20 protein-coding genes are annotated in these 20738 nt (G+C 59.2%); 4 read left to right on the top strand and 16 right to left on the bottom strand.

Translation table 11 applies throughout. The annotated features are described in order from the left end of the window. Window positions 1-22 precede the first annotated feature (22 nt). Complete coding sequence (locus B7Y64_RS17135) at window positions 23-373, top strand: DUF4148 domain-containing protein (protein WP_087748581.1); 351 nt, start codon at window positions 23-25, stop codon at window positions 371-373. Window positions 374-598: 225 nt separating this feature from the next. Then, a complete protein-coding gene (locus B7Y64_RS17130) occupies window positions 599-838 on the top strand; it encodes a hypothetical protein (RefSeq protein ID WP_005795304.1) in 240 nt (79 codons plus the stop codon). 175 nt (window positions 839-1013) lie between these two features. Here B7Y64_RS17130 and B7Y64_RS17125 read toward each other — a convergent pair whose 3' ends face one another. From B7Y64_RS17125 to B7Y64_RS17050, 16 genes are all read right to left on the bottom strand, one after another. Further along, entirely contained in the window at window positions 1014-2663 is a 1650-nt protein-coding gene (locus B7Y64_RS17125; protein WP_291324367.1) for a hypothetical protein, read from the bottom strand. Window positions 2664-2810: 147 nt separating this feature from the next. Then, a complete protein-coding gene (locus tag B7Y64_RS17120; RefSeq protein ID WP_291324368.1) occupies window positions 2811-5990 on the bottom strand; it encodes an efflux RND transporter permease subunit in 3180 nt (1059 codons plus the stop codon). Between the two features lie 15 nt (window positions 5991-6005). Next, window positions 6006-7619, bottom strand: a complete 1614-nt coding sequence (locus B7Y64_RS17115; RefSeq protein WP_024815540.1) for an efflux RND transporter periplasmic adaptor subunit — start codon at window positions 7617-7619, stop codon at window positions 6006-6008. Next, the gene (locus B7Y64_RS17110) at window positions 7616-8890 is read right to left on the bottom strand and encodes a TolC family protein (RefSeq protein ID WP_086911979.1); all 1275 of its coding nucleotides are present in this window, start codon (window positions 8888-8890) and stop codon (window positions 7616-7618) included. Before B7Y64_RS17110 ends, B7Y64_RS17115 begins: the two co-directional genes overlap by 4 nt. Next, on the bottom strand, window positions 8887-9135 hold the full coding sequence (locus B7Y64_RS17105; protein WP_011804768.1) for a DUF2789 domain-containing protein: 249 nt from the start codon (window positions 9133-9135) through the stop codon (window positions 8887-8889). Before B7Y64_RS17105 ends, B7Y64_RS17110 begins: the two co-directional genes overlap by 4 nt. A gap of 56 nt (window positions 9136-9191) precedes the next feature. Then, window positions 9192-10472, bottom strand: coding sequence for an MgtC/SapB family protein (locus tag B7Y64_RS17100; RefSeq protein ID WP_291329470.1), 1281 nt, complete (start codon window positions 10470-10472; stop codon window positions 9192-9194). Continuing rightward, entirely contained in the window at window positions 10469-10606 is a 138-nt protein-coding gene (locus tag B7Y64_RS17095) for a hypothetical protein (RefSeq protein ID WP_162150971.1), read from the bottom strand. The genes B7Y64_RS17100 and B7Y64_RS17095 overlap by 4 nt, the downstream gene beginning before the upstream one ends. Before the next feature lie 325 nt (window positions 10607-10931). Next, window positions 10932-12065: a cytochrome D1 domain-containing protein gene (locus B7Y64_RS17090; RefSeq protein ID WP_291324370.1), complete on the bottom strand. Its 1134-nt coding sequence runs from the start codon at window positions 12063-12065 to the stop codon at window positions 10932-10934. Window positions 12066-12083: 18 nt separating this feature from the next. After that, on the bottom strand, window positions 12084-13922 hold the full coding sequence (locus B7Y64_RS17085; RefSeq protein ID WP_291324371.1) for a DUF3141 domain-containing protein: 1839 nt from the start codon (window positions 13920-13922) through the stop codon (window positions 12084-12086). A gap of 20 nt (window positions 13923-13942) precedes the next feature. Continuing rightward, window positions 13943-16276 carry a heavy metal translocating P-type ATPase gene (locus tag B7Y64_RS17080; RefSeq protein ID WP_291324372.1) on the bottom strand — a complete coding sequence of 778 codons (2334 nt, stop codon included), beginning with the start codon at window positions 16274-16276 and terminating at the stop codon, window positions 13943-13945. 3 nt (window positions 16277-16279) lie between these two features. Then, window positions 16280-16531, bottom strand: a complete 252-nt coding sequence (locus B7Y64_RS17075) for a DUF2933 domain-containing protein (protein WP_094097660.1) — start codon at window positions 16529-16531, stop codon at window positions 16280-16282. 84 nt (window positions 16532-16615) lie between these two features. Next, complete coding sequence (locus B7Y64_RS17070; RefSeq protein ID WP_087748568.1) at window positions 16616-16909, bottom strand: heavy metal-associated domain-containing protein; 294 nt, start codon at window positions 16907-16909, stop codon at window positions 16616-16618. A gap of 50 nt (window positions 16910-16959) precedes the next feature. After that, a complete protein-coding gene (locus tag B7Y64_RS17065; protein ID WP_087748567.1) occupies window positions 16960-17628 on the bottom strand; it encodes an isoprenylcysteine carboxylmethyltransferase family protein in 669 nt (222 codons plus the stop codon). Next, complete coding sequence (locus B7Y64_RS17060; RefSeq protein ID WP_087748566.1) at window positions 17625-17900, bottom strand: DUF2933 domain-containing protein; 276 nt, start codon at window positions 17898-17900, stop codon at window positions 17625-17627. The genes B7Y64_RS17065 and B7Y64_RS17060 overlap by 4 nt, the downstream gene beginning before the upstream one ends. 25 nt (window positions 17901-17925) lie before the next feature. Then, entirely contained in the window at window positions 17926-18399 is a 474-nt protein-coding gene (locus B7Y64_RS17055; RefSeq protein WP_087748565.1) for a hypothetical protein, read from the bottom strand. A gap of 89 nt (window positions 18400-18488) precedes the next feature. Further along, entirely contained in the window at window positions 18489-18833 is a 345-nt protein-coding gene (locus B7Y64_RS17050) for a copper-binding protein (RefSeq protein WP_087748564.1), read from the bottom strand. A 330-nt stretch (window positions 18834-19163) separates the two neighbouring features. Here B7Y64_RS17050 and B7Y64_RS17045 point away from each other — a divergent pair, with 330 nt between their 5' ends. Next, window positions 19164-19847, top strand: coding sequence for a heavy metal response regulator transcription factor (locus B7Y64_RS17045; RefSeq protein WP_011804755.1), 684 nt, complete (start codon window positions 19164-19166; stop codon window positions 19845-19847). Next, the coding region (locus B7Y64_RS17040; protein ID WP_291329468.1) for a histidine kinase dimerization/phospho-acceptor domain-containing protein at window positions 19848-20738 on the top strand (891 nt) is incomplete at its 3' end.

The raw sequence follows: 20738 nt of genomic DNA, 5'->3' as shown, positions 1-20738 counted from the left end.
ACCATCGCTAGGAGCTTCAACCATGATCAAACAACGTCTTTCCCTTTCTTCCATGATTGCCGCCGCGGCCGCAGTGGTTACCTTGGGCCTTCCAGGGATTGCTTCGGCAGCGTACGAGCATCCCGCCAACAACGAAAAGGGCTTCATCGTTCACCCGGAACATTTCAAGAGCGAGAAGACGCGAGAGCAAGTCATCGCCGAAACTAAGGCTGCTATGCAGCAAGGACGACTTTCTTACGGCCAAAGCAACTTCCCGCTTCGCACACCTGATGCGGCAGGTCCAGGCAAGACGCGTGAGCAAGTAATCAACGAATTGCGGAGCGAGTCCCCTGAAGAACGCGACGCGCGTCTGCGTCTCTACTACCGGGGTTGATTGCCAGTTGGGGTTGCAGCGGGTTTCCGGGGAGGCCGAGGAATCTAAACAGGCGGCGTGGCAACTGCGGAAAAAACCTTCGACGTTGGCACAGAAACCCCGGGATCTGTCAAAAACAGAAAAAAGCGTGCCCTTGCGCTTCGCGTACCGCTGTTGGCGCAGTCAGCCGGCAGCCCTGTGCCTCGCTGATTCATACGTTCGGTTTTCCTATCCAAGGAGTTCATCATGAAATACTTGCTCATCGCTCTCGTTGGCGCCACGACCCTTGGCTTCAGTCTCTCGGCCAGTGCCGCTCCAGACCAAGAAAAGGTCTGCCCTCCCAAGAAACTCGTATTGCAGCTCGACCATGGCCCGCGCGCACAGACGACGCCATACCTGAACCAATTGCGCAAGGCGCGTTATGAGGCCGAAGTCAAGGCCTGCAAAGATGGCGCAAAAGCCGCCAAAGAAACCTGTGCCCCGTAACTTTTGAGATGGGATTGGTCGCTGCGTGCATCTGGTGGGAGTTGGTCCTCGCCCATGCGACGTGACCATCTGCATGGTGCCAGGCCAGAAGCCACGCATCATCGTCTGACCATTCTTGCAGCAACCCAAATGATTCACTTCGTTGGGCGGCCCACCCTCCTCCCGGCTCCTATGATCAGGCGCCGTTGGGCTCCAGGTCTATGGAGAACAGCAGCTCCTGCATCCGTCGGTGCTCCTCAGGAGTAGGCCATGCGGCATCTCCTGGCGCAGCCTCCAATTTGAACCGCCCCTCTCGGTCGAAGCGGACAAACCCATAGGTCTCGTTGACCACAGCACCCGGCACCCCATCGGCCCGAAGCCGTACATACCAGTCCGCCAGGCGCAGAGTTTGGTCCGCCAACATTGGTGCCAAGGCCTGACCCCTGGCAAGCGCCACATACAGCACATGCGGCAAGGCGTGCACGTCCCCCGCCTCGTCGAGCAGGAACACATAGGACGCGTGTTCGACATCCGGCTCGCACATTCCGCGGCCGGAGCCATCCACGGTGGTGTAGACGGGGGCAAAGCCACTGCCCGGCTGGCGGAAGTTCGTGGTTTGTCCCTGATACACGCGTGCAGCAACCCACTGAACGTCGCCGGCATAGGCGTAGGCGCGCAAATCGAATTTCATGGACTGCAGTCCCTCCGTATTCGCAATGACGCGTTCGCCCGGAGGCACGAGGGCCTGTGCTACATAGGCTCCCGTCATGATCTCCTGCCAGACCCGGCGCGTGAGTTTGTCACCTCGGTACGCGGCGCGGCTACCGAAGCCCGCCGCGGGTTTGAAGAACAGGCTACGACGAGCCGCCCACAGCCGGTCACCATGTGCCTCATCGACCACTTCGGTGCGCGGCACGTTCGCCAGCAGCACCTGCCTGTCGTCGTCAGCAACGCCCAGCTCCCGCAGCGCACCATCGTCACTGAACAAGGCCAGTCGCCGCTTGTCGGCGTATAGCGCGTGCGCCGTCGGATGGGGCGTGAGAACCGCTGCCTGTTCCAGCCAAGCCTGTCGCAGCACGGCGTTGGCAGGCAGATCCAGATAAAAATCTGTGACACGGTTGTAAACCACGTCGATGGCGAGTTCGCCGTGCCAGAGCCTGCCGTGACGGCACGCCAGCTCGGAGGGATCGACAATGATGGCCTGCAGTCCATGGCGCTCAAACAGCTGCCGGAACAGCAGGAACTCTGGATACAGGTATTGCTGCTGCGGCGCTTCGTCCACGATAGCGATCGAGACCAACGGCCGTGAGTGACCGGCCAGCCGCCACTCACGGCGGAACATGTCCACCAGCCGCTGCTCGAACGTTGCGACGGCGCCGCGGCTTGGCACCATTGCCTGCACAGCCTGACAGCAGCTGCGCTGAGCACGGGCCAGCACCGCATTCAGCATCGCACCACCAGCGTTTGTGTTGATTTCGATCAAACCGAGACGGTCTTGGTCCAGATGGAAGTCATAGCCGAAGAACACGCCCTGGGAGCCACCGGTGCCGGCCCGCGCAATGGCGGGGGCATCCGCCAAGACCTGCTCCCGGTAGGCCGGGAGTGCCACCACTGCCTCGATGGCTTGCACGACGCGGGCCATTCGTTCGAGAGGAGGCCGCGCCACGAAGACAGGCTGCGCAGCAAAAAGGTAGGGGCATCGGTCGCGCACTAGCTGCGACAAGCTCGGAGAGCCCAACTCGGCATCGAGCGCAGCCGCCAGCGCCGCAGGATCCAGGCTCAGACAGAAGCAGTCGCGGTTGAGCTTCTCAAAGGAGGTCAACTCGCAGTTTGGTGTGTTGTGCATTGAGAGAGGAGTCAGAGCAGTTGGTGAAACAAGTAGAGCGCCTCCTTTTAGAGCCTGTCCCACGCCCCGCGTCGGCGCCAGGGGGCAGCGTGATTTTCTCTGCCCATTGCACGTATTTCTGGTGCACATCAAGGAAGCGCTCATGGCTCATGCATCAAGCCCCAGAGTGGGTCGGATGGGTTGTGAATCCGTTCCCGAAGCGCGCTGTCTTCGAAGTTCAAACTGTTTGACCAGTGCGTAAAGCGCCGGAATCACAGCCAGCGTGAGCACGGTCGAAGAAATCATGCCACCGACCATCGGCGCGGCAATGCGACTCATCACTTCCGAGCCGGTGCCGGTCCCCCACATGATGGGCAGCAGGCCCGCCATGATGGCAACGACCGTCATCATTTTGGGACGAACACGCTCTACGGCGCCCTCCATGACTGCCTCGTAAAGGTCACCAACTCCTGGCTCTTTCCCTTCAGAGCGGCGTTTTTCCTTGATCTCTTCCCAGGCGTGGTCCAGGTAGATCAGCATGACGACCCCGGTTTCAGCGGCCACACCAGCCAGGGCAATGAAGCCCACAGCAACTGCGACAGAGAGGTTGTAGCCAAGCCACCACATCAGCCAGACGCCGCCAACCAACGCGAACGGCACCGACAGCATGACGATCAAAGTCTCCGTCAGTCGCCTGAAGTTCAGGTACAGCAGCAGGAAAATGAGCAACAGCGTTACTGGCACAACGAATTTCATTTTCTCGATGGCACGTTCCATGGACTCAAACTGACCGCTCCATGTGGCGTAGTACCCGGGTGGGAACTTGACCTGGTCATTCACGGCTTTGCGCGCCTCGGCGACGTAGCCACCGATATCACGCTCACGGATGTCCACAAAAATGTAGGCAGATAGCAACGCATTTTCGGTACGGATGCCAGGGGCGCCCTTGGCCACCTCCACGCGGGCAACCTGGCCCAGCGGAATCATGGCTCCATCCATGGTCGGCACCAGCACTTCGCGGGCGATCTGCTGCGGGTCAGACCGCAATTCGCGTGGGTAGCGAACCGTAACGCCAAAACGCTCTCGCCCTTCCACCGTGGTGGTCACCATGTCACCGCCGAGCGCCGTACCAATGACCTCCTGGAGATCACCCACCGCCAGACCGTAGCGTGCCAGTTGGGCGCGGTCGGGCTCGATGTTCAGGTAGAAGCCGCCTGTGATCCGCTCCGCGAATGCCGAGGTGGTGCCGGGCACAGATTTCACTACGGTCTCGATCTCCCGCGCCAGGCGTTCCATTTCGTTCAAGTCCTTGCCGAAGACTTTGATACCAATGGGTGTGCGGATACCGGTGGACAGCATGTCGATGCGCGCCTTGATGGGCATGGTCCAGGCATTGGAGACGCCAGGAAACTGCAGCGCCTTGTCCATCTCGGCGATCAATTTGTCGATGGTCATGCCAGATCGCCACGCTGACTCCGGCTTGAGGTTGATGACCGTCTCGAACATCTCGGTCGGTGCTGGGTCGGTGGCCGTGTTGGCCCGTCCTGCCTTACCGTAGACCGATTCAACCTCTGGAAAACTCTTGATGATCTTGTTTTGCGTCTGAAGCAACTCGGCGGCCTTGGTGATCGACATGCCCGGCAGCGAAGCAGGCATGTAGAGCAAAGTGCCTTCATTGAGCGTCGGCATGAACTCGGACCCCAGCTTGCTGGCCGGATAGAACGACACCCCAAGCACGACCAGGGCAATGGCAATGGTCACCTTCTTCCAGCGCATCACTCCAGCGATGATGGGTCGGTAGGCCCAGATCAGGAACCGGTTCACCGGGTTACGGGACTCCGGCATGATGCGTCCGCGAATGAAAATCATCATGAGCACCGGCACCAGCGTCACCGACAACAGCGCCGCTCCTGCCATAGAAAACGTCTTGGTGAACGCCAGCGGTGAGAACATGCGCCCCTCCTGTGATTCGAGCGTGAACACGGGCAGAAACGACACGGTGATGATCAGTAGCGAGAAGAACAGTGCCGGGCCAACCTCCTTGCACGCGGCGATCATGGCCTCGACCCGCTGCTTGCTGTTGTGCTCGGGTGGGAGCCGCTCCAGGTGTTTATGGGCGTTCTCGATCATGACGATGGCCGCATCCACCATGGCACCGATCGCAATGGCGATACCACCCAGACTCATCAGGTTGGAATTCATGCCCAGCAAGCGCATCGCGATGAATGAGATCAGCACCCCTACGGGTAACATCAAGATAGCCACGAGGGCTGAACGGACGTGCATGAGAAAGACCATGCAGACCAAGGCAACGATCAGGCTCTCCTCAATCAGCGTTCGCTTGAGCGTATCGATGGCCCGATGAATCAGGTCAGATCGGTCGTAAACAGCCTGGATGCTGACGCCCTGCGGCAGCCCTGCCGAAACTTCGGTAATTTTCTCCTTCAGGTTATGGATGACTTCCAGGGCGTTTTGGCCATAGCGGGCCATGGCGATGCCCGAGACCACCTCCCCCTCCCCGTTGAGTTCGGTCAGGCCGCGCCGTTCATCGGGAGCGAGTTCAACGCGAGCGATGTCTCGAATCAATACTGGTGTTCCTTTTTCGGCCTTGACGACCAGGTTCTCAATGTCCGCCGCGCCGCGCAGATAGCCCTTTCCGCGCACCATGTACTCTGTCTCGGCCATCTCCACCACACGGCCGCCGACGTCACGATTGGAGTCGCGCACGACCTGTGACACCTTGGCCAAAGGAATGCCGTAGGCCCGCAGCTTCACCGGGTCGACGGTGATCTGGTAGGTCTGGACAAAGCCACCGACGGATGCCACCTCAGCGACGCCATGCGCCTTGGTCAGCTGGTAGCGCAGGTACCAATCCTGCAAAGTTCTCAACTCGGCCAGCGTCCGGTCCTTGGCGATCAACGCGTACTGGTAGACCCAACCCACACCGGTGGCGTCAGGGCCAATTTGCGGCGTGACCCCCTTGGGCATTCGGCTGGATGCGAAGTTGAGGTACTCCAGCACGCGCGAACGCGCCCAATAGATGTCTGTGTCATCCTCAAAGATGATGTAGACGAAGGACGCTCCGAAGAACGAAAAGCCGCGCACCACCTTGGACTTGGGTACCGACAGCATGGCGGTGGTCAAGGGATAGGTGACCTGATCCTCAACCACCTGGGGCGCTTGTCCAGGGTATTCGGTGTAGACGATGACCTGAACGTCGGACAAGTCCGGCAGCGCGTCCAGAGGCGTTCGCAACACAGCGAACACCCCTGCGACAATGACAAACAGCGTGGCAAGCAGCACCAGGAAGCTGTTTCTTCCTGACCAGTCAATGATCTTCGCGAGCATGTTGTTCCCTGAAGATCAGTTATGGCCGGCGTGCGGAGTGGCCGCCGCTTTGCCCACGGGTTTCACGGAGGTGACCACCCATTCACCCTGTCCACGCTCAACGAACTCGAAGACCACCGCTGTGCCAGGTTGCAAGCCCGTCATCAGCCCGTTGTTGGAGACCTTGAACTCCATGGACATTGCGGGCCATTTGAGGGAGGGTATGGGACCATGGGCAATGGTCACCGTGCCGGCCTTCGCATCAGACTCCTCCACCCTGCCCTCACCTTGGTGCCCGACGGCGGCAGCGGGCTTGCTCGCATCAGGGGTGCCTTGTGCTTCCGACTTAGCTCCATGTGAGGAGTGCCCAAAGCCGCCCACGGCCGCCTTGAGGTTGGCTTCTGCATCGATCAGGAAATTGGCAGCGATGACCACCTGCTCACCCTCGCGAACGCCCTCGGTGACTTCAATGCGGTCGTCGCTGCGTGCGCCCACTTTGACATCGCGGGGTTCGAATCGTCCCTCCTTGAGCTGCACCAGGACGATCTGGCGCGTGCCGCTGTCAATCACGGCCGAAGTCGGCACCGTCAAAACCGCCCCCTTGCTGGCGGTCGGAAGTTCCACCTGGGCAAACATGCCAGGCTTGAGCAAGCCACCCGTGTTCGACAAGTCCACGCGCACCTGCACCGTTCGGGTTTCAGGCTTCAGGGTGGGATACACATAGCTGACTGTCCCCTGGAACACCTTGTCTGGGTAGGCATTGATTTGCACCTTGGCCTTGCCCCCCGACTTGACCAAGCCGATGTCTTGCTCGAAGACATCGGCGATGACCCAGACCGAGGACAGGTTGGCGACTTGGTAGAGCATTTCGCCCGGCATGAATCGCATACCTTGGATGGCCTTCTTGTCGGTGATGATCCCTGCCACTGGTGAGCGAAATGTCAGCGTGCGGCGTGCGTCGCCGGATTTGGCCAAGGTCTTGACCTGCTCGTCCGAGATATCCCAATTGCGAAGCCGCGCCAGGCTGGAGTCGGCCAGCTCACGCATGCCACGCTGTGCCTCACCAGAGGCATCCTTCAACGCGTCAACACCCTGTGCCGCGATGGCGTACTCGCGCTGAGCAGACACCAGTTCGGGGCTATATACCTCGAAGAGTGGCTGCCCCTTGTTCACCGTCTGCCCGGTAACGTTGGCATGCAGACGCTCAACATAGCCCTCAAATTTGGCAGCAATGGTGAAGGTCTGGCGCTCGTCTGGTTCAATGCGTCCGGCGGCACGCACTACCTTGTCCAGAGAGCGAAGACTCACCGCCTCGGTGCGAACGCCAAGTTTCTGAATCTTTTCGGTGCTGATGCGAATTTGATTGGAGTTGGTTTCTGCTTCTTCCTGCTCTCCCTCGTAGACCGCGATGTAGTCCATCCCCATTGGATCTTTTTTCGGTGTGGGAGATGTGTCGGGCAACCCCATCGGGTTACGGTAAAAAAGTACCTTGCGCTCCTTCTTGGTAGGACCGGCAGAGGCGCCCTGCGACGCAGTCTGGTCACCACTGCGGGCTTCTGATTGGCGCTGTCCCATCCAATAGCCACCACCCGCCGCCAACCCTGCGGCGACGATAGCCAGGAATACGCCGGCCTTGAAACCTGTTGTCATTGTTCTTCTCCCACGATGCGTTCAATTTCGGTAAGCCGCTTCTGCGCTTCCACGCCGGCTTTGATCTGATTCAGTTTGGACTGACGAATCTGGCGCTGCGCGTCCAGCAAGGTCGCAAAATCCACCTTGCCCGTCTGGTACCCAGCCAGCGCAGAGCGGAAGGTCAACTCCGACTGCGGCAAGAGACTTTCGGTCGTTAACGCCAGAGAGCGCCGGGCGGACTCAAAACCTGCCACGTTGGCGTAAAGGTCTGCCAGGACTTGATTCGTGACGACTTCCTGGCGTGAGCGTGCAGCGGCCAACATGGCCTCGGACTCCCGCTCCTGGGCGCGCCGCGAATCTTGCTGCAGGGGAATATTCAACTCGACCATCAGCTCCCACTCTTTGATCGAGCCTCGGTACTGAATCGGAGAGATACCGACGTTGAAGTCGGGATAGCGGTTCTTGTAGGTCAGCTCGCGGTTCTTCTCGGCCGCCCTGATCTGGGACTCTTCCGTGCGCAGCAGCGGATTGTTCATCCGGGCGCGCCCTTCCAGCGCTGCGAAGCTGACTTGCTCCGGCGACGGCAAGGCGCGGATCTGCTCGGGTGCAGCCAAAATCTCCGAGGTCGGACGCCCCACGAGCGCATTCAACTTGGACTGGAGTTGGCGACGCTCAGCGTCCAGTGCAATCAGTTCGTTGCGCATGGTGGACTGCTCCACCTGCGCACGGATCACATCCTGTTGCGCAGCAAGCCCGCCCGCATAGCGGACCTGCGCGACTTTTTCCAATCGCGCCATCAGGTCGAGAATTTCCCGCGACAAGCGTTCGTTCTGGTCCAGGTAATAGAGCTCGGCATAAGTCGTCTTGATCTTGCCAGCCAGTTCAACCCAGGCGCCTGCTGCACGGCTTCTCGCAGCTTGTGCTTGTGACTCAGCCACCTCACGCTTCAGACCGCGTTTGCCCATCCAGGGAAAATCCTGCATCAGCACGTAGCGGGTGCTTCCGACGCGCCCTGGCAATAGCGTGGGGTTTTGTTCTCCCATGCGCGTGATGTCACGCAATTCGGTTCGGAATTTAGGATCCGGCAAGGCGCCCGCAGGCGCGACGCGCTCTGCTGCCGCATCCGCATCAAAACGCATGCTGGCGATTTCTGGGTTTCTATCCCTGGCCGCTTGCAGCAACCCTTCAACACTCGATCCCAGCTTGGCCTCCTGCGCGTGAACCATCGAGCTCAGCGCCAGAGACACCACGACTACCCCCAACGACAGACGATTCCTCATAGGCATCATGACCTCCCCTTGGGTGCACGCAAGGCGGCATTCAACCGGTCAATTACTTCGGCCCAGTCCGCATCTTCCAGAAGCTCTTCGCGCAACAGAGTCGCCTGAGCTGGCGTCCAGAATGGGGCATCGGCCAGCAGCACATCGGCCGGCAGTGGAGAGTGGGCCTCCAAGAACTCCCCAATGCCTGCTGCATCCATGCGCAGGCCGAGCTGGGCAAACAGTTCAGAGAATCGATGAAATGACTTTTCCATAGCGGTGGTCCCTATTGTTTAAATACAAAAATTCTGAAGACGTGGCCGGTGGACGCTCACGAAAACGTCAAGCTCAACACCAATACGACCACTCCCGACGCCATCGCGCCCAGGTAGCCGAAAACAACCGATTTACCGACCTGCGCTCCACCCGTCGTCCAGGCGATGCCGACCTTGGCCACCATGTTTGCCAGCGTCGCGAGACCGAGCGCCGTGACGGTGGCGACCGTGGACAATCCCCCGGCACCGTGCAGCCGAGCGAGCGAGATCAAGATCGCATCCACGTCCGCCAGGCCAGAAACCGCCGACAGCACGTAGAGGCCACTGGTGTCCAGCCATTGCTTTGCCGCGGGCACCAGGACGCTCATGACAGCGAGCAGCACACCAAAGCCAAGCGCGGTACCCAGGTCGAATGGCGCCATCGCGCCGACAGCGCCCTCCCCCACGACCGTGCGGTCCAACTTGCGCCACCGCCATAGCGCCATACACAGCAGTGCCACGCCAGTGACCACCAGGGCGCTGCCGAAGGTGGACAGCAGCGCCGGCTGGATGACACCCAGCAGAACGACCATGCGAAAAAACATGACGCCACAGGATGCCAACGTGCCGGCTACCGCCGCGCCTGTCAGCGAAGGCTGCTCGCGTGCGTAGCGAGCCAAAGCCAACGTGGTTGCGGTGGAAGATGCCAGTCCTCCCAGGATCCCGGTCCACAGCACACCCCTTTGCGCGCCGGTGATCCGCATGGCAAAGTGACCCGTCAGCGACAGGCCCGCAATCAGGATGACTGCCCACCACAGCTGGTACGGATTGAGCGCGGCATAGGGCCCGAGGCCCGTATTGGGCAGGTAAGGCAGGATGACCATGGACAACACCAGCAGTTGCAGCGATGCAGTCAATTCGCGGTGATCGATCAAACGCAACCAACCGTGCAAGGTCGGCTTGAGATCCAGCAACACAGCGCCAACCACTGCTGCCGACAACGCCAAGGTGATGTTGCCGTGTGCCGCAAAGGCACCCAGGACCAGAGTGAGAAGCATCGCCACCGGGGTAGTGGCACTCAGGTTACCCGACAGTTTGGCGTTACGGGCGTAGGACACCGTCAGCAGCAGGGCGAGTCCGAGCAGCGCACCCAGCAAAGGCCAAGCGCCGAAATCTGGCTGCAGATGCCCAAGCACGCCACCGAGCAGTCCGGTCAGCGCAAAGGTGCGCAGGCCTGCAACACGTCCACCCTCCGGCAATTCGCGATCGTGCCAGCCGCGCTCCAGGCCAATCACCAGACCGACAGCAAGCGCGGCAACCAAGCCCGGGGCGCCCGGGGGGAGTTCGTAGCTGTTCATCGATGCGCTCCGTTGGCGGCCTGCGTAGTCGCAGGCACGATCTTGCGTATGACAGGCGCAACGACCACACTGCAGGCATAACGCGAGTCGACATTGAACAGCGCCACCACTTCGGTCCAATCCACGTTCAGCATAAATTCCTCACGTTGCATCAGACCCTCGGTCACTGAATTTCAGGTTGTTGTACTTTGCGTTGGCATCCGCCTACCTTGTGTGAATGCGTGTTATGTATTTTGCGGGCCCAAGGCTGACGGAAAGATGTTTCAAAAATTACATTTCTGTCATGCGCTTCCTGGGGGCATGGCATACCGGCCGCCGATGAAGGTTGGCGCGTTTGATGGCTTCATGGGCCGGCGCTGCGGTGTTGCATAAATACCAGTCAAGACAACAAAAGGCTGGCGCAGGCTGGTTCTACATTCTTGTGTACCGGTACGTACCGGTGTAGGCGACGGGCCCCACTCAAGGCGTCACGCTGATGCCGTTGGGTGCCTTACCGACAGGAACGGTCTTCGTTACCCTGCGATCTTTCACGTCAAGCATGGAAACCGAATTGGCGTAGATGTTCGTCACATAGGCGTACCGCCCTTCACGATCAACGACCACGCCATGAGCACCAGCGCCAGTTACGACTGTCTTGACGACCTTGAAAGTCTCCAGGTCAATCATGCTGACGGTCTTGCCCGCCATCTTGCGCGTACCCTGGTTGGCCACCAGGAGCGTGCGCGAGTCAGGCGTGGCGTACAACTGGATCGGCACCGTTCCTACCGCAACCTTGCGAATCACCTTGCGTGTTGCTGGGTCGATCACGGCTATAGCGTTTTCGCCGGACAACGAGGCAAATGCCAAACGGCCGTCTGGCGTGAAGCCAGTCTGGGCCGGACCCTTGCCAGCCGGCACCTGCGCAACCTCCTTCTGGCTGGCGGTGTCGATGACAGATACCGTGCCACCCTTGAGATTGGCGACGTAGACCTCCTTGCCATCCGGGCTGAACCGAAGACCATGGGGAAACTGGCCGACCGGAATCGTCGCCACGTGGCTCCGCGCCGCTGTGTCGATCACGGTGACCGTGTTGTCGCCGCCATTGGTGACATAGGCAAGGCGGCCGTCTGGTGACACCACCACATGGGCCGGGTGCATACCCACCGGCACCTTGGCGACGACCATGTTGGTCGCGGTGTCGATGGCCCAGATCGCGCCCGGTTTTCCCATCGCATCGTGGTCGCCTTGGGCCATGCCCTTGTGCGCAGAAACGTCGGCTGCCTGGTCAGGCTCGCCGTTGTTGGTCAACCATGCGAGCTTGCCGTCGGGCGACACTTGCACGTTGTGAGGCATCTTGCCGACGCGCACGTTCGTCAGCGTTTTCAACGATGCCGCATCGAGGACGCTGACCGTGTCAGCGCCTTCATTGGCCACATATACCTGTTCGGCAGCCAACGTGGTTCCAGACCAGGCCAGCAGACCGACCTGGACCGCTGCCGAAAGCCAGTTGCATTTTCTTATCATCATGATCAATCCTTGCTGAGAAATGGCACCTAGAACAGGGTTACGTCTGCTTTGGGTGTCCAGTATTGCCGTCACCGTTTTTTCCATCATGTCCAGGACGCATAAAAACTAGCCAGGGCGTTGAAAAATCAGACGAAACGCTTGCTCAACCGCAGCGTCGCGGCCTTCACGCAGTCGTCCCAGCGCATGAGTTACTTGTTCTGCAGCTTCACGCTCACGCTCGATCAATGGGTGATGCTGCGCAAGCGGCTGTCGGCTCCTGGCGAGGGGTTCGGCCAACAGACTGACCCCTTTCATCCACGGACTAAATGCTTCTGAAAACAAATACCTACTGCTGCGCATTGGATGGAGCCACTTAAGCACTTCGGCTGTCCAGGGCGTGGAGAACGCTTGTGCCCAGGGACTGACAAATGCCCGGTAAAGCGCCTCATTGAATGTCGAGACCTGTTTCACCCGCTCAAAGGCTTCTTGCGGGTAATCCGTTTTCAAGTCTTCAACCTGACGGGATTCAAAGCGAATGCTGTAGGAGGGCTTATGGCAGTCCAGGCTCCCGGACGGGTTGTCGATCTTCATCTCATAGAGGCCCGGTGCCAGCGCCTCAATCTCAGCCAGGCTCTCCAGGATCGCCCGGTGCTCCAGACGAGCCACCCCAGCAGAGACAAAAATGCCGAGATGGCCGACATGCGGGTTCGTGAGGTAAACGATGCGCTGCCCTGCCCGCTTGAGATCATCGGTGTCACTATAGACAGCGGGGATCCACCCAAGCGCCTGGTGCGGTGGCGTGATGTTGTCGCCGTAAGAGGCAAAGATGACGATTGGATTCCTGATCCGCCTCAGGTCAGCAGTACAACCCTGGCAAATCTGGAAAACACCCTGCTCAAGCTGGTTGCCGATGAACAAATTCTCAACGATCGCGAGGATCTCTTCTCGGCTCAGGAAATAGAAACCGTTCCACCATCGTTCGAACTCCAGAAAGCGCGCCTGCTCACTGTCAACGTTGGTGAAGAGTTGGGCGTACTTCTCCCAAACGGCCTTTTCGGGCTTGAGGTTCTCGAAATTCTGCGCTAGCCAGGCCCCGTCAAACCGGCCATTGCCCAGGTCGGCCGTCAGATGCGCCAACCAGCTGCCGCCAAGGAGTCCTCCGGAAAGACGCATCGGATTGACACCGGACTCGCCCGCCCAATACGACAAAGGAGAGCCATTGAGCACCACCGGTCCGACCAGACCGGCGCAGTCTGCGGACAGCAGCGCCACCGCCCACCCGGCCTGGCAGTTGCCATAAAGCACAGGAGCATTGCCAGGATGGCGTACTGCAACCTCTTCGACGAAACGCCGCAGCACATGCAAAACGTCTGCCAGGGTTTGCCCCAGAGCCGGCTCTGGAAAGAAAATCACGAAATAAACCGGATGGCCTTCGCGCATGGCCATCCCGACTTCGGAGTCGCGCTTGAAGCCGCCAATGCCGGGGCCGTGGCCGGCGCGTGGATCGACGATGATGACCGGCGGTTTGTCAGAGTCGACGCAGTCGTCCCAGCAATGCCCGTCGATTTCCGTGATGCGTAGCAGTGCATAGTTGACGGACCGTTCGAAGCTGCGCGCGTCCAACAGCGTTTCATACTTGAAGTCCAGAAGCGGCGGCAATCCGGCTCGCTCGTGCTCCAGCATGTTGTTCGCGCGCTGGCGAAGCGTGTCCCAGAACAGAATGGTGCGTTCGAAGAAATCACGCTGGTAATCGAAATAGTCCTGCGCCGAAGGTGCTTTAGCTGCTCTTTTCATGCCACTGGACGCATCCTGTGGCGCAGGCTTCAACAACTCCTCGGAATGATCCAAGACGGTCGGTGGTAGATCCTCTGCCTGGCGGTGCGTCCCTTGCACCGCTGCTTCCTTACCCCCCGCCGTGGTGCGTTGAGAGGTCCGAGGTTTTTGTGGTGACGTGGGGGTTTTCATCATTCCTCCGAACTACGGGGTCATCTTTTTCCGCGCCGCAAACGCAGCGCATTGAATATCACCGAGGCCGAGCTCAGGCTCATGGCCAGTGCCGCGATCAGCGGGGACAACAACCACCCAGTGAACGGGTACAGCACGCCTGCCGCAATCGGCACCCCAATGCCGTTGTAAACGAATGCGAACAGGAGGTTCTGGCGCATGTTTCGGACAGTGTCAGTGGAGATATCACGCGCCGCAGTGATTCCGCGCAAGTCGCCTTTGACTAGCGTGACCTGCCCACTGTTCATAGCCACATCGGTTCCCGTGCCCATGGCCACGCCGACATCGGCCTTGGCCAACGCAGGCGCATCGTTGATACCATCGCCGGCCATCGCGACAATGTGGCCCTCTTTCTGGAGCCGCTCCACAAGCGCCAGCTTGTCGGCGGGCTTGACTTCGCCATGCACCTCATCGATTCCCAGTTTGGCACCCACGGCCTTGGCGGTGGTCAGACCATCGCCAGTTGCCATCACGATGCGCAAGCCGCTGGCGTGCAAATTTTGAATAGCTTCCCGCGTGGTGGCTTTGATGGGATCGGTCACGGCCAAGATTCCAGCCAGTTGTCTGTCCACGGCCAGATGCATCACGCTGGCGCCTTCACTGCGCAGACGCTCGCCATCGATCTTGAGCGCATCAGTGGCCACGCCCTCCTGCTGCATCAATGCGGTGTTGCCCAACACCAGATGCTTGCCATCGATCATGCCGCGCACGCCTATGCCGCTGCCGGACTCGAAATCAAGCGGCTTGATCAGTTCCAGGCCCTTGGCACGTGCTGCACTAACGATGGCCTCGGCCAGGGGATGTTCGCTGCCTTGGTCCAGGCTGGCGGCCAAGCGCAACACTTCGTCCGCGGTATAGCCGGGGGCGGCAACTGCGGTGTCGAAGGCGGGTTTACCTTCGGTCAGCGTTCCTGTCTTGTCCACAATCAGCGTGTTCACCTCGCGCATTTTTTCGATGGCGCCAGCATCGCGGAACAGTACTCCCTGTGTCGCGGCACGCCCTGTGGCCACCATCACCGACATCGGCGTGGCCAGTCCCAGCGCACAGGGGCACGCGATGATCAGCACGGCCACTGCGTTGATCAAGCCAAACACCCAGCTGGGTTCCGGACCGAACAGCCCCCAGACAAAGAAGGTGGCAATGGCGATGAGCACCACCACGACCACAAATTTGCCGGCGACCACATCCGCCATGCGCTGCATGGGAGCCTTCGAGCGCTGGGCATTGGCCACCATCTGAACAATCTGCGACAGCATGGTGGCCGCACCGACTTTCTCGGAGCGCATCACCAAGGCACCACTGGTGTTCATCGTGGCCCCAATCACCTTGTCACCAAGGCGCTTGGTCACCGGTACAGGCTCACCGGTCAGCATGGATTCATCGACCGCACTGCTGCCTTCGGTCACAACGCCATCGACCGGCACTTTCTCGCCGGGGCGGATGCGCAACAGGTCACCGACGTGAACATTGCTCAGCGGTACGTCTTCTTCGCTGCCGTCCGCATTGACGCGACGTGCCGTCTTGGGTGCCAAACCGAGCAGCGCCTTGATCGCTGCAGAAGTTTGCGAACGGGCCTTCAACTCGATGATCTGACCCAACATGGTCAGCGAGATGATGACCACTGTCGCCTCGTAGTAGACCGCCACACGCCCCAGGGAGATGAACGAATCCGGGAAAACGCCCGGCGCCACGGTGGCCACGAGGCTGTAGAGAAAGGCCGCGCCCGTTCCCAGAGCGATCAAGGTCCACATGTTGGGGCTGCGATGGACAACGGACTGCCAACCGCGTACGAAGAAGGGCCAACCCGTCCACAACACGACAGGTAAGGACAGCACCAGCTCAACCCAGGTTTGCACCTTCATGTCAAACCACCCGAGGCGGTGGCCGAACATGGCAAGAACGGTGACGATGACCGTAAAGGGCAGCGTCCACCAGAAGCGGCGCTGAAAATCCTTCAACTCATGGTTTTCTTCCCCGTCCAGCGGAATGATGGGCTCCAATGTCATACCGCACTTGGGACAGGTGCCAGGATGATCCTGCCGCACCTCGGGGTGCATGGGGCACGTATAGATGGTGCCGGCAGGCTCTGGCGCGGTGTCCGCGGGTGCTGTAGGTACAAGGTACTGCAGTGGGTTTGCCGCGAACTTTCCTTGGCACTTGGCGCTACAGAAATAATAGGGCCGACCTTCGTGCGTCAATTTGTGTTCAGACTGCTCCGTGACGGTCATGCCGCACACCGGATCCTTCAGCTCCGATGGCGGGGCTGGCTCGGCTGGAGGGTGACTGCCGTGATGATGGTGTGCATGCATGTCCATTGCTTATTCCTTGTCGTTATTGGTGCGCCGGGGTGTCTGCGCATGGTTGCCATGCCCACCATGGCCGCCGTGGCCGTGCATCAGGTGCATCAGCGGACAGGCGAGGAGCAACAGGTAGGGCCAATAGCCCAAAACATGACCCCAGTGCTCTCGCAGCAGGTAAAAACCGGCGATCAAGGCAGCCGTTGCCAGAGCCAAGCCGGATGGGCGCTGCCAGAACGTAGGCGCATGGGAGTCGTTGTCAGGATGATCCATGGCGTAGCTCCTTCAGAGTTGCCAAAAAAGTACGGGGGAGCGCAATCGCCCGGCCGATCAATCCGTAATCAAATGCCGTGGCCGTTATCGGCAACCACAGCCCCCCGTGCCGCCACTGTGGCAGCCCGATGCTTTAGGCTGCGAAGTCGCAGCGGGAATGGATGTTTCTGTAGCCAGCTGTGCTGGGTAGCCCGCATCCGTCAAGGCCCTCAGCAAAGGAGCGCTGCCCTGCGCCAGTTCCCCGCTCACCCGGACGCGGCCAGACGGGAGATCGACCTCCACCCCGCGGACCCCGGGCAGCGGCTGCAATGCCTGCGTGACGTGCTTCACACAAGAGCCACAGCTCATACCATCGACTTGCAGATCAATCGTGCTCATATTTCAAACTCCTAAAAAATGAAACGTGTACCGCCGGGAAAAAATCCAGATCATCTTTTTGACACAGAGTCAGTGGTCGACTGGGATTTGCCAATGCGAGGAATAAACCGGGGTGTTCGCTGGGCGTAGCTGTCGTACTCAGCACCAAACTGTTTGCGCATTTCGTTCTCTTCGGTGATGGCGAGACGCCCGTACATCAGGAGCAAGACTGGGAACATGACCAAGGTCAGCAACGTGGGCCACTGCAGCAGGAAGCCCAGCAAAATCATCACGAAAGCCACGTACTGCGGATGGCGAGTGCGTGCATAGGGGCCGGCTGTGGCGAGCGACTGGCGACGCTGAGCGTGGTACAGCACATTCCACGCGGTGGACAACAGGTAGAAACCATAGCCCAGAAAAACGTAGCTGGCGATGTGCAGCGCGCCAAAATGCGGGTCGCCCTTTTCGCCCAAGAGGGTAGACCACAGGTGACCCGAGCTGTGGGAGAGCAGATCCAGGTTAGGGAACTTGGTTTGCAGCCAGCCCGACATCAGATAAATCGTCAACGGGAAGCCATACATCTCTACGAACAAGGCAACGACGAAGGCTGCGAATGCGCCAAACGTTCTCCAGTCACGGGCCGTCGCAGGCTTGAAAAAGCTGAACGCAAACATGATGAAGATCGCTGAATTGATGATGACCAGCGACCACAGACCATAAGCGGATTCGGTATGGTTCATCGTGAATCCCCTTCATTGCGTGATTCGGTAGATTTCGTTGCATCAGGCTTGCTCTGGCCATGTCCGCCATGCCCCCCATGTCCGCCATGCATGAAGACATGCATCAGCGGGCAGGCGAGGAGCAGGAGAAAAGGCAGCGCCCCGACGACATGCGCGAGGTGTTCGGTCAACAGGAAATATGCCGCCACGCCGCCTATCACCACGAGGCCGATGGCATAGCGAGAACTCCAAAAGCTGGGGGGCGACTCGTGCCCGCCGTGTTGATGGTTCATGGTGACCCCCAATTCGGTGAATGCGTTACTTGGCTGGCGTAGCTGGCAGACGGTCCATCATCATCTGCATCATGGACTCCATCATTTGCAGGCGCTTTTCCATCATCTGATGGCGCTCGGCCATGTTGGTGGGCATGCCCTTGCCACCTTGCATGCCACCCATGCCCTGCATGCCTGCGCCCATCTGCTGCATCATTCCCATACCGTCCTGCATCAGCTTCATGTGCTCATCCATGAGCGCCTGCCGCTCTTCTGGTGTTTTGGCCGCCATCATCTTTTCGTGCATCGCTTGCATGGCTTTCATCTGTTCGTCCATCTTGGCCATTCCGGCCATCTGCCCCGCACCCGTTGGCGTCGCGGCCGCCTTCATTTGGGTGGACGCAGGCGATGTGCTTCCTGCAGGGTGATGGGCCTTGTGCTCATCGGCGGTTTGCGCCATCACGCTCAGTGAGAGCGAAGCGACACAGATACCAACCAGGGTATGGCGAATTTTTGACATAGTGCTCTCCTTCTTCCGGTGAAAAACCGTCGCATTCAGCATTCAAACCCTCTGACCGCGACGACACAGCACGCCCGCGCAGCGTGTTCTTACTGAGCGGGCTGAATGTCAGTGACAACCATCTTCCCGCCCTCGTTGATGACCATGAACTTGACCTTGTCGCCGGGCTTCACTTTGCCCAGCAGACTCTTGTCTTTTGCGGTGAACACCATGGTCATGCCGGGCATGTCCATGTGCTTGATTTCTGCGTGCTTGATGGTGATCTTGCCAGTTTCCTGATCGACCTTCTTGATTTCGCCGTCCGTCAGGGATGCCGATGCTTGGGACATATCCATCTTGCCGTGATCCATCATGGTCTGGGCGAAACTGCCCATGGGCGTGAATGTGCCCATGGCAAGAGCGGAGATGGCCAGAATGTTCTTGATGGTTTTCATGATTTCCTCACGATTGAGAGTAAAAAAAGTGGGTTATTTCATAGCCACTTTGACAGCGCCTTTCATACCGGCCTCGAATGACCAGACATCAGGCACGCGAACTCGGCAGTGCCCGCCTTCTTGGCGAATTGCCAGACGATCTCACCTTGCTTGCCAAGGGCCCGCGTGACCTTGCTGGGCACATCACAAAAAATGACCGATCTCATGGAGGTGATTCTGAAGCGCGGTCATGTCAGAAAGCTGTGCGCCGGATTACAAATTTGTTATCTACGTGTCAGGCACGCAGAAACTCGTCAAACTCACGTCTACGCCAGATAGCGGAGAGTGACCATGAAGATATTGATCGTCGAAGATGAACCTAAAACCGGCGAATACCTTCGCCAGGGATTGAGCGAGGCCGGATTTGTGGCCGACCTGGCGCAAAACGGTAGTGATGGCCTGCACCTGGCACTCCAAGGTGAATACGACCTCGTGATCCTGGATGTCATGCTGCCCGGACTGGATGGCTGGCAGGTGCTGCAGTCGCTGCGCAATCGCGGATTGCAGATGCCTGTGTTGTTCCTCACGGCGCGGGACCAGGTGGAAGATCGGGTCAAAGGGTTGGAATTGGGCGCTGACGACTATCTTGTCAAGCCCTTTTCATTCGCCGAGTTGCTGGCCCGTGTACGGACAATCTTGCGCCGGGGCCGAGGAGGCACCGAAACCAACACATTGCGCGTGGCTGACCTGGAACTTGATCTGCTGCGCCGACGGGTCTCGCGGGGTGGCCGTCGCATTGACCTGACAGCCAAAGAATTTGGTTTGCTGGAGTTGCTGTTGCGCAGGCATGGAGAAGTGCTTCCTCGCTCGCTGATTGCCTCCCAGGTGTGGGACATGAACTTCGACAGCGACACCAACGTGATCGAAGTGGCGATGCGCCGCTTGCGCCTGAAGATTGACGAAGGCCAGGACGTCAAGTTGATCCAGACCGTGCGGGGCATGGGCTACGTGCTGGAAGCACCGGAGAACGCTTGAATGTTTCGGTTCTTCTCGCTCACCCATCGTTTGGCCATCTTTTTCACGACGGTGGCCGCAGCCGTCGTGCTGGGGCTTGGAATGTTGTTCCTGGTTGCGACCGAACGCCACTTCCTGGAACTGGATCGAATCACGCTGCAAGACAAGCAGCACCTGATCGAGAACATAGTAGTCAATGCCAACTCCACCGATGACATCCCATCGCGCTTACGCGAATCTTTGAACAATCACCACGGCTTGTCTGTCATTGTCAAAAACGCTAATGGGGATGTTCTTTTCAGGACTGAAGGGTTTCAACCTCCAGCCACTTTGGACGCGCCAAAACCAGAGCATCGGATTTCCGAGATTCAGAGTTGGAAAAATCAAGGCCGTGAATTTCGCGCGTTGAACTTGCGTTTCAACCCTGCCAATAGTGCGGCGCCACCACTGGATGTCCTGATCGCCATTGACATGGAAGATCACATGCAATTCATGGCGCAATTACAGCGTACGCTTGTGCTCTATGCTATTTGTGCCATCTTTGTCAGCGGGATGCTGGGATGGTTCGCAGCCTACAAAGGGATGGCACCGTTGCGCGCCATGAAGACCCAAGCCACAACGGTCAGTTCCCATCGTCTCGATGAGCGAATGCCCATCGAAGCAGTTCCTGTGGAAATGGCTGACTTGGCACAGGAACTCAACAAAATGTTGGACAGGCTGCAAAATGACTTTCAACGACTGTCCGAGTTCTCCTCGGACTTGGCGCATGAAATTCGCACGCCCATCAGCAACCTGCTGACGCAAACCCAGGTGGCACTCGCCACCCGGCGAGACGCTGACACCTATCGAGACATACTGGCGTCGAACGCGGAGGAATTCCAACGCCTGGCGCGCATGGTGTCGGATATGTTG

The organism is Acidovorax sp. 35-64-16 (assembly GCF_002281195.1).
GTDB classification, from domain to species: domain Bacteria; phylum Pseudomonadota; class Gammaproteobacteria; order Burkholderiales; family Burkholderiaceae_C; genus Acidovorax; species Acidovorax defluvii.
Note: the sequence above shows the minus strand (reverse complement) of the source record. Positions and strands in the feature narration are given on the sequence as shown.

Bases quoted from the DNA above. Each gene is read 5' to 3' on its own strand.
- B7Y64_RS17135 (WP_087748581.1), top strand. From the start codon at position 23: ATGATCAAACAACGTCTTTCCCTTTCTTCCATGATTGCCGCCGCGGCC.
- B7Y64_RS17130 (WP_005795304.1), top strand. From the start codon at position 599: ATGAAATACTTGCTCATCGCTCTCGTTGGCGCCACGACCCTTGGCTTC.
- B7Y64_RS17125 (WP_291324367.1), bottom strand. From the start codon at position 2,663: ATGCACAACACACCAAACTGCGAGTTGACCTCCTTTGAGAAGCTCAAC.
- B7Y64_RS17120 (WP_291324368.1), bottom strand. From the start codon at position 5,990: ATGCTCGCGAAGATCATTGACTGGTCAGGAAGAAACAGCTTCCTGGTG.
- B7Y64_RS17115 (WP_024815540.1), bottom strand. From the start codon at position 7,619: ATGACAACAGGTTTCAAGGCCGGCGTATTCCTGGCTATCGTCGCCGCA.
- B7Y64_RS17110 (WP_086911979.1), bottom strand. From the start codon at position 8,890: ATGATGCCTATGAGGAATCGTCTGTCGTTGGGGGTAGTCGTGGTGTCT.
- B7Y64_RS17105 (WP_011804768.1), bottom strand. From the start codon at position 9,135: ATGGAAAAGTCATTTCATCGATTCTCTGAACTGTTTGCCCAGCTCGGC.
- B7Y64_RS17100 (WP_291329470.1), bottom strand. From the start codon at position 10,472: ATGAACAGCTACGAACTCCCCCCGGGCGCCCCGGGCTTGGTTGCCGCG.
- B7Y64_RS17095 (WP_162150971.1), bottom strand. From the start codon at position 10,606: ATGCTGAACGTGGATTGGACCGAAGTGGTGGCGCTGTTCAATGTCGAC.
- B7Y64_RS17090 (WP_291324370.1), bottom strand. From the start codon at position 12,065: ATGATGGAAAAAACGGTGACGGCAATACTGGACACCCAAAGCAGACGT.
- B7Y64_RS17085 (WP_291324371.1), bottom strand. From the start codon at position 13,922: ATGAAAACCCCCACGTCACCACAAAAACCTCGGACCTCTCAACGCACC.
- B7Y64_RS17080 (WP_291324372.1), bottom strand. From the start codon at position 16,276: ATGGACATGCATGCACACCATCATCACGGCAGTCACCCTCCAGCCGAG.
- B7Y64_RS17075 (WP_094097660.1), bottom strand. From the start codon at position 16,531: ATGGATCATCCTGACAACGACTCCCATGCGCCTACGTTCTGGCAGCGC.
- B7Y64_RS17070 (WP_087748568.1), bottom strand. From the start codon at position 16,909: ATGAGCACGATTGATCTGCAAGTCGATGGTATGAGCTGTGGCTCTTGT.
- B7Y64_RS17065 (WP_087748567.1), bottom strand. From the start codon at position 17,628: ATGAACCATACCGAATCCGCTTATGGTCTGTGGTCGCTGGTCATCATC.
- B7Y64_RS17060 (WP_087748566.1), bottom strand. From the start codon at position 17,900: ATGAACCATCAACACGGCGGGCACGAGTCGCCCCCCAGCTTTTGGAGT.
- B7Y64_RS17055 (WP_087748565.1), bottom strand. From the start codon at position 18,399: ATGTCAAAAATTCGCCATACCCTGGTTGGTATCTGTGTCGCTTCGCTC.
- B7Y64_RS17050 (WP_087748564.1), bottom strand. From the start codon at position 18,833: ATGAAAACCATCAAGAACATTCTGGCCATCTCCGCTCTTGCCATGGGC.
- B7Y64_RS17045 (WP_011804755.1), top strand. From the start codon at position 19,164: ATGAAGATATTGATCGTCGAAGATGAACCTAAAACCGGCGAATACCTT.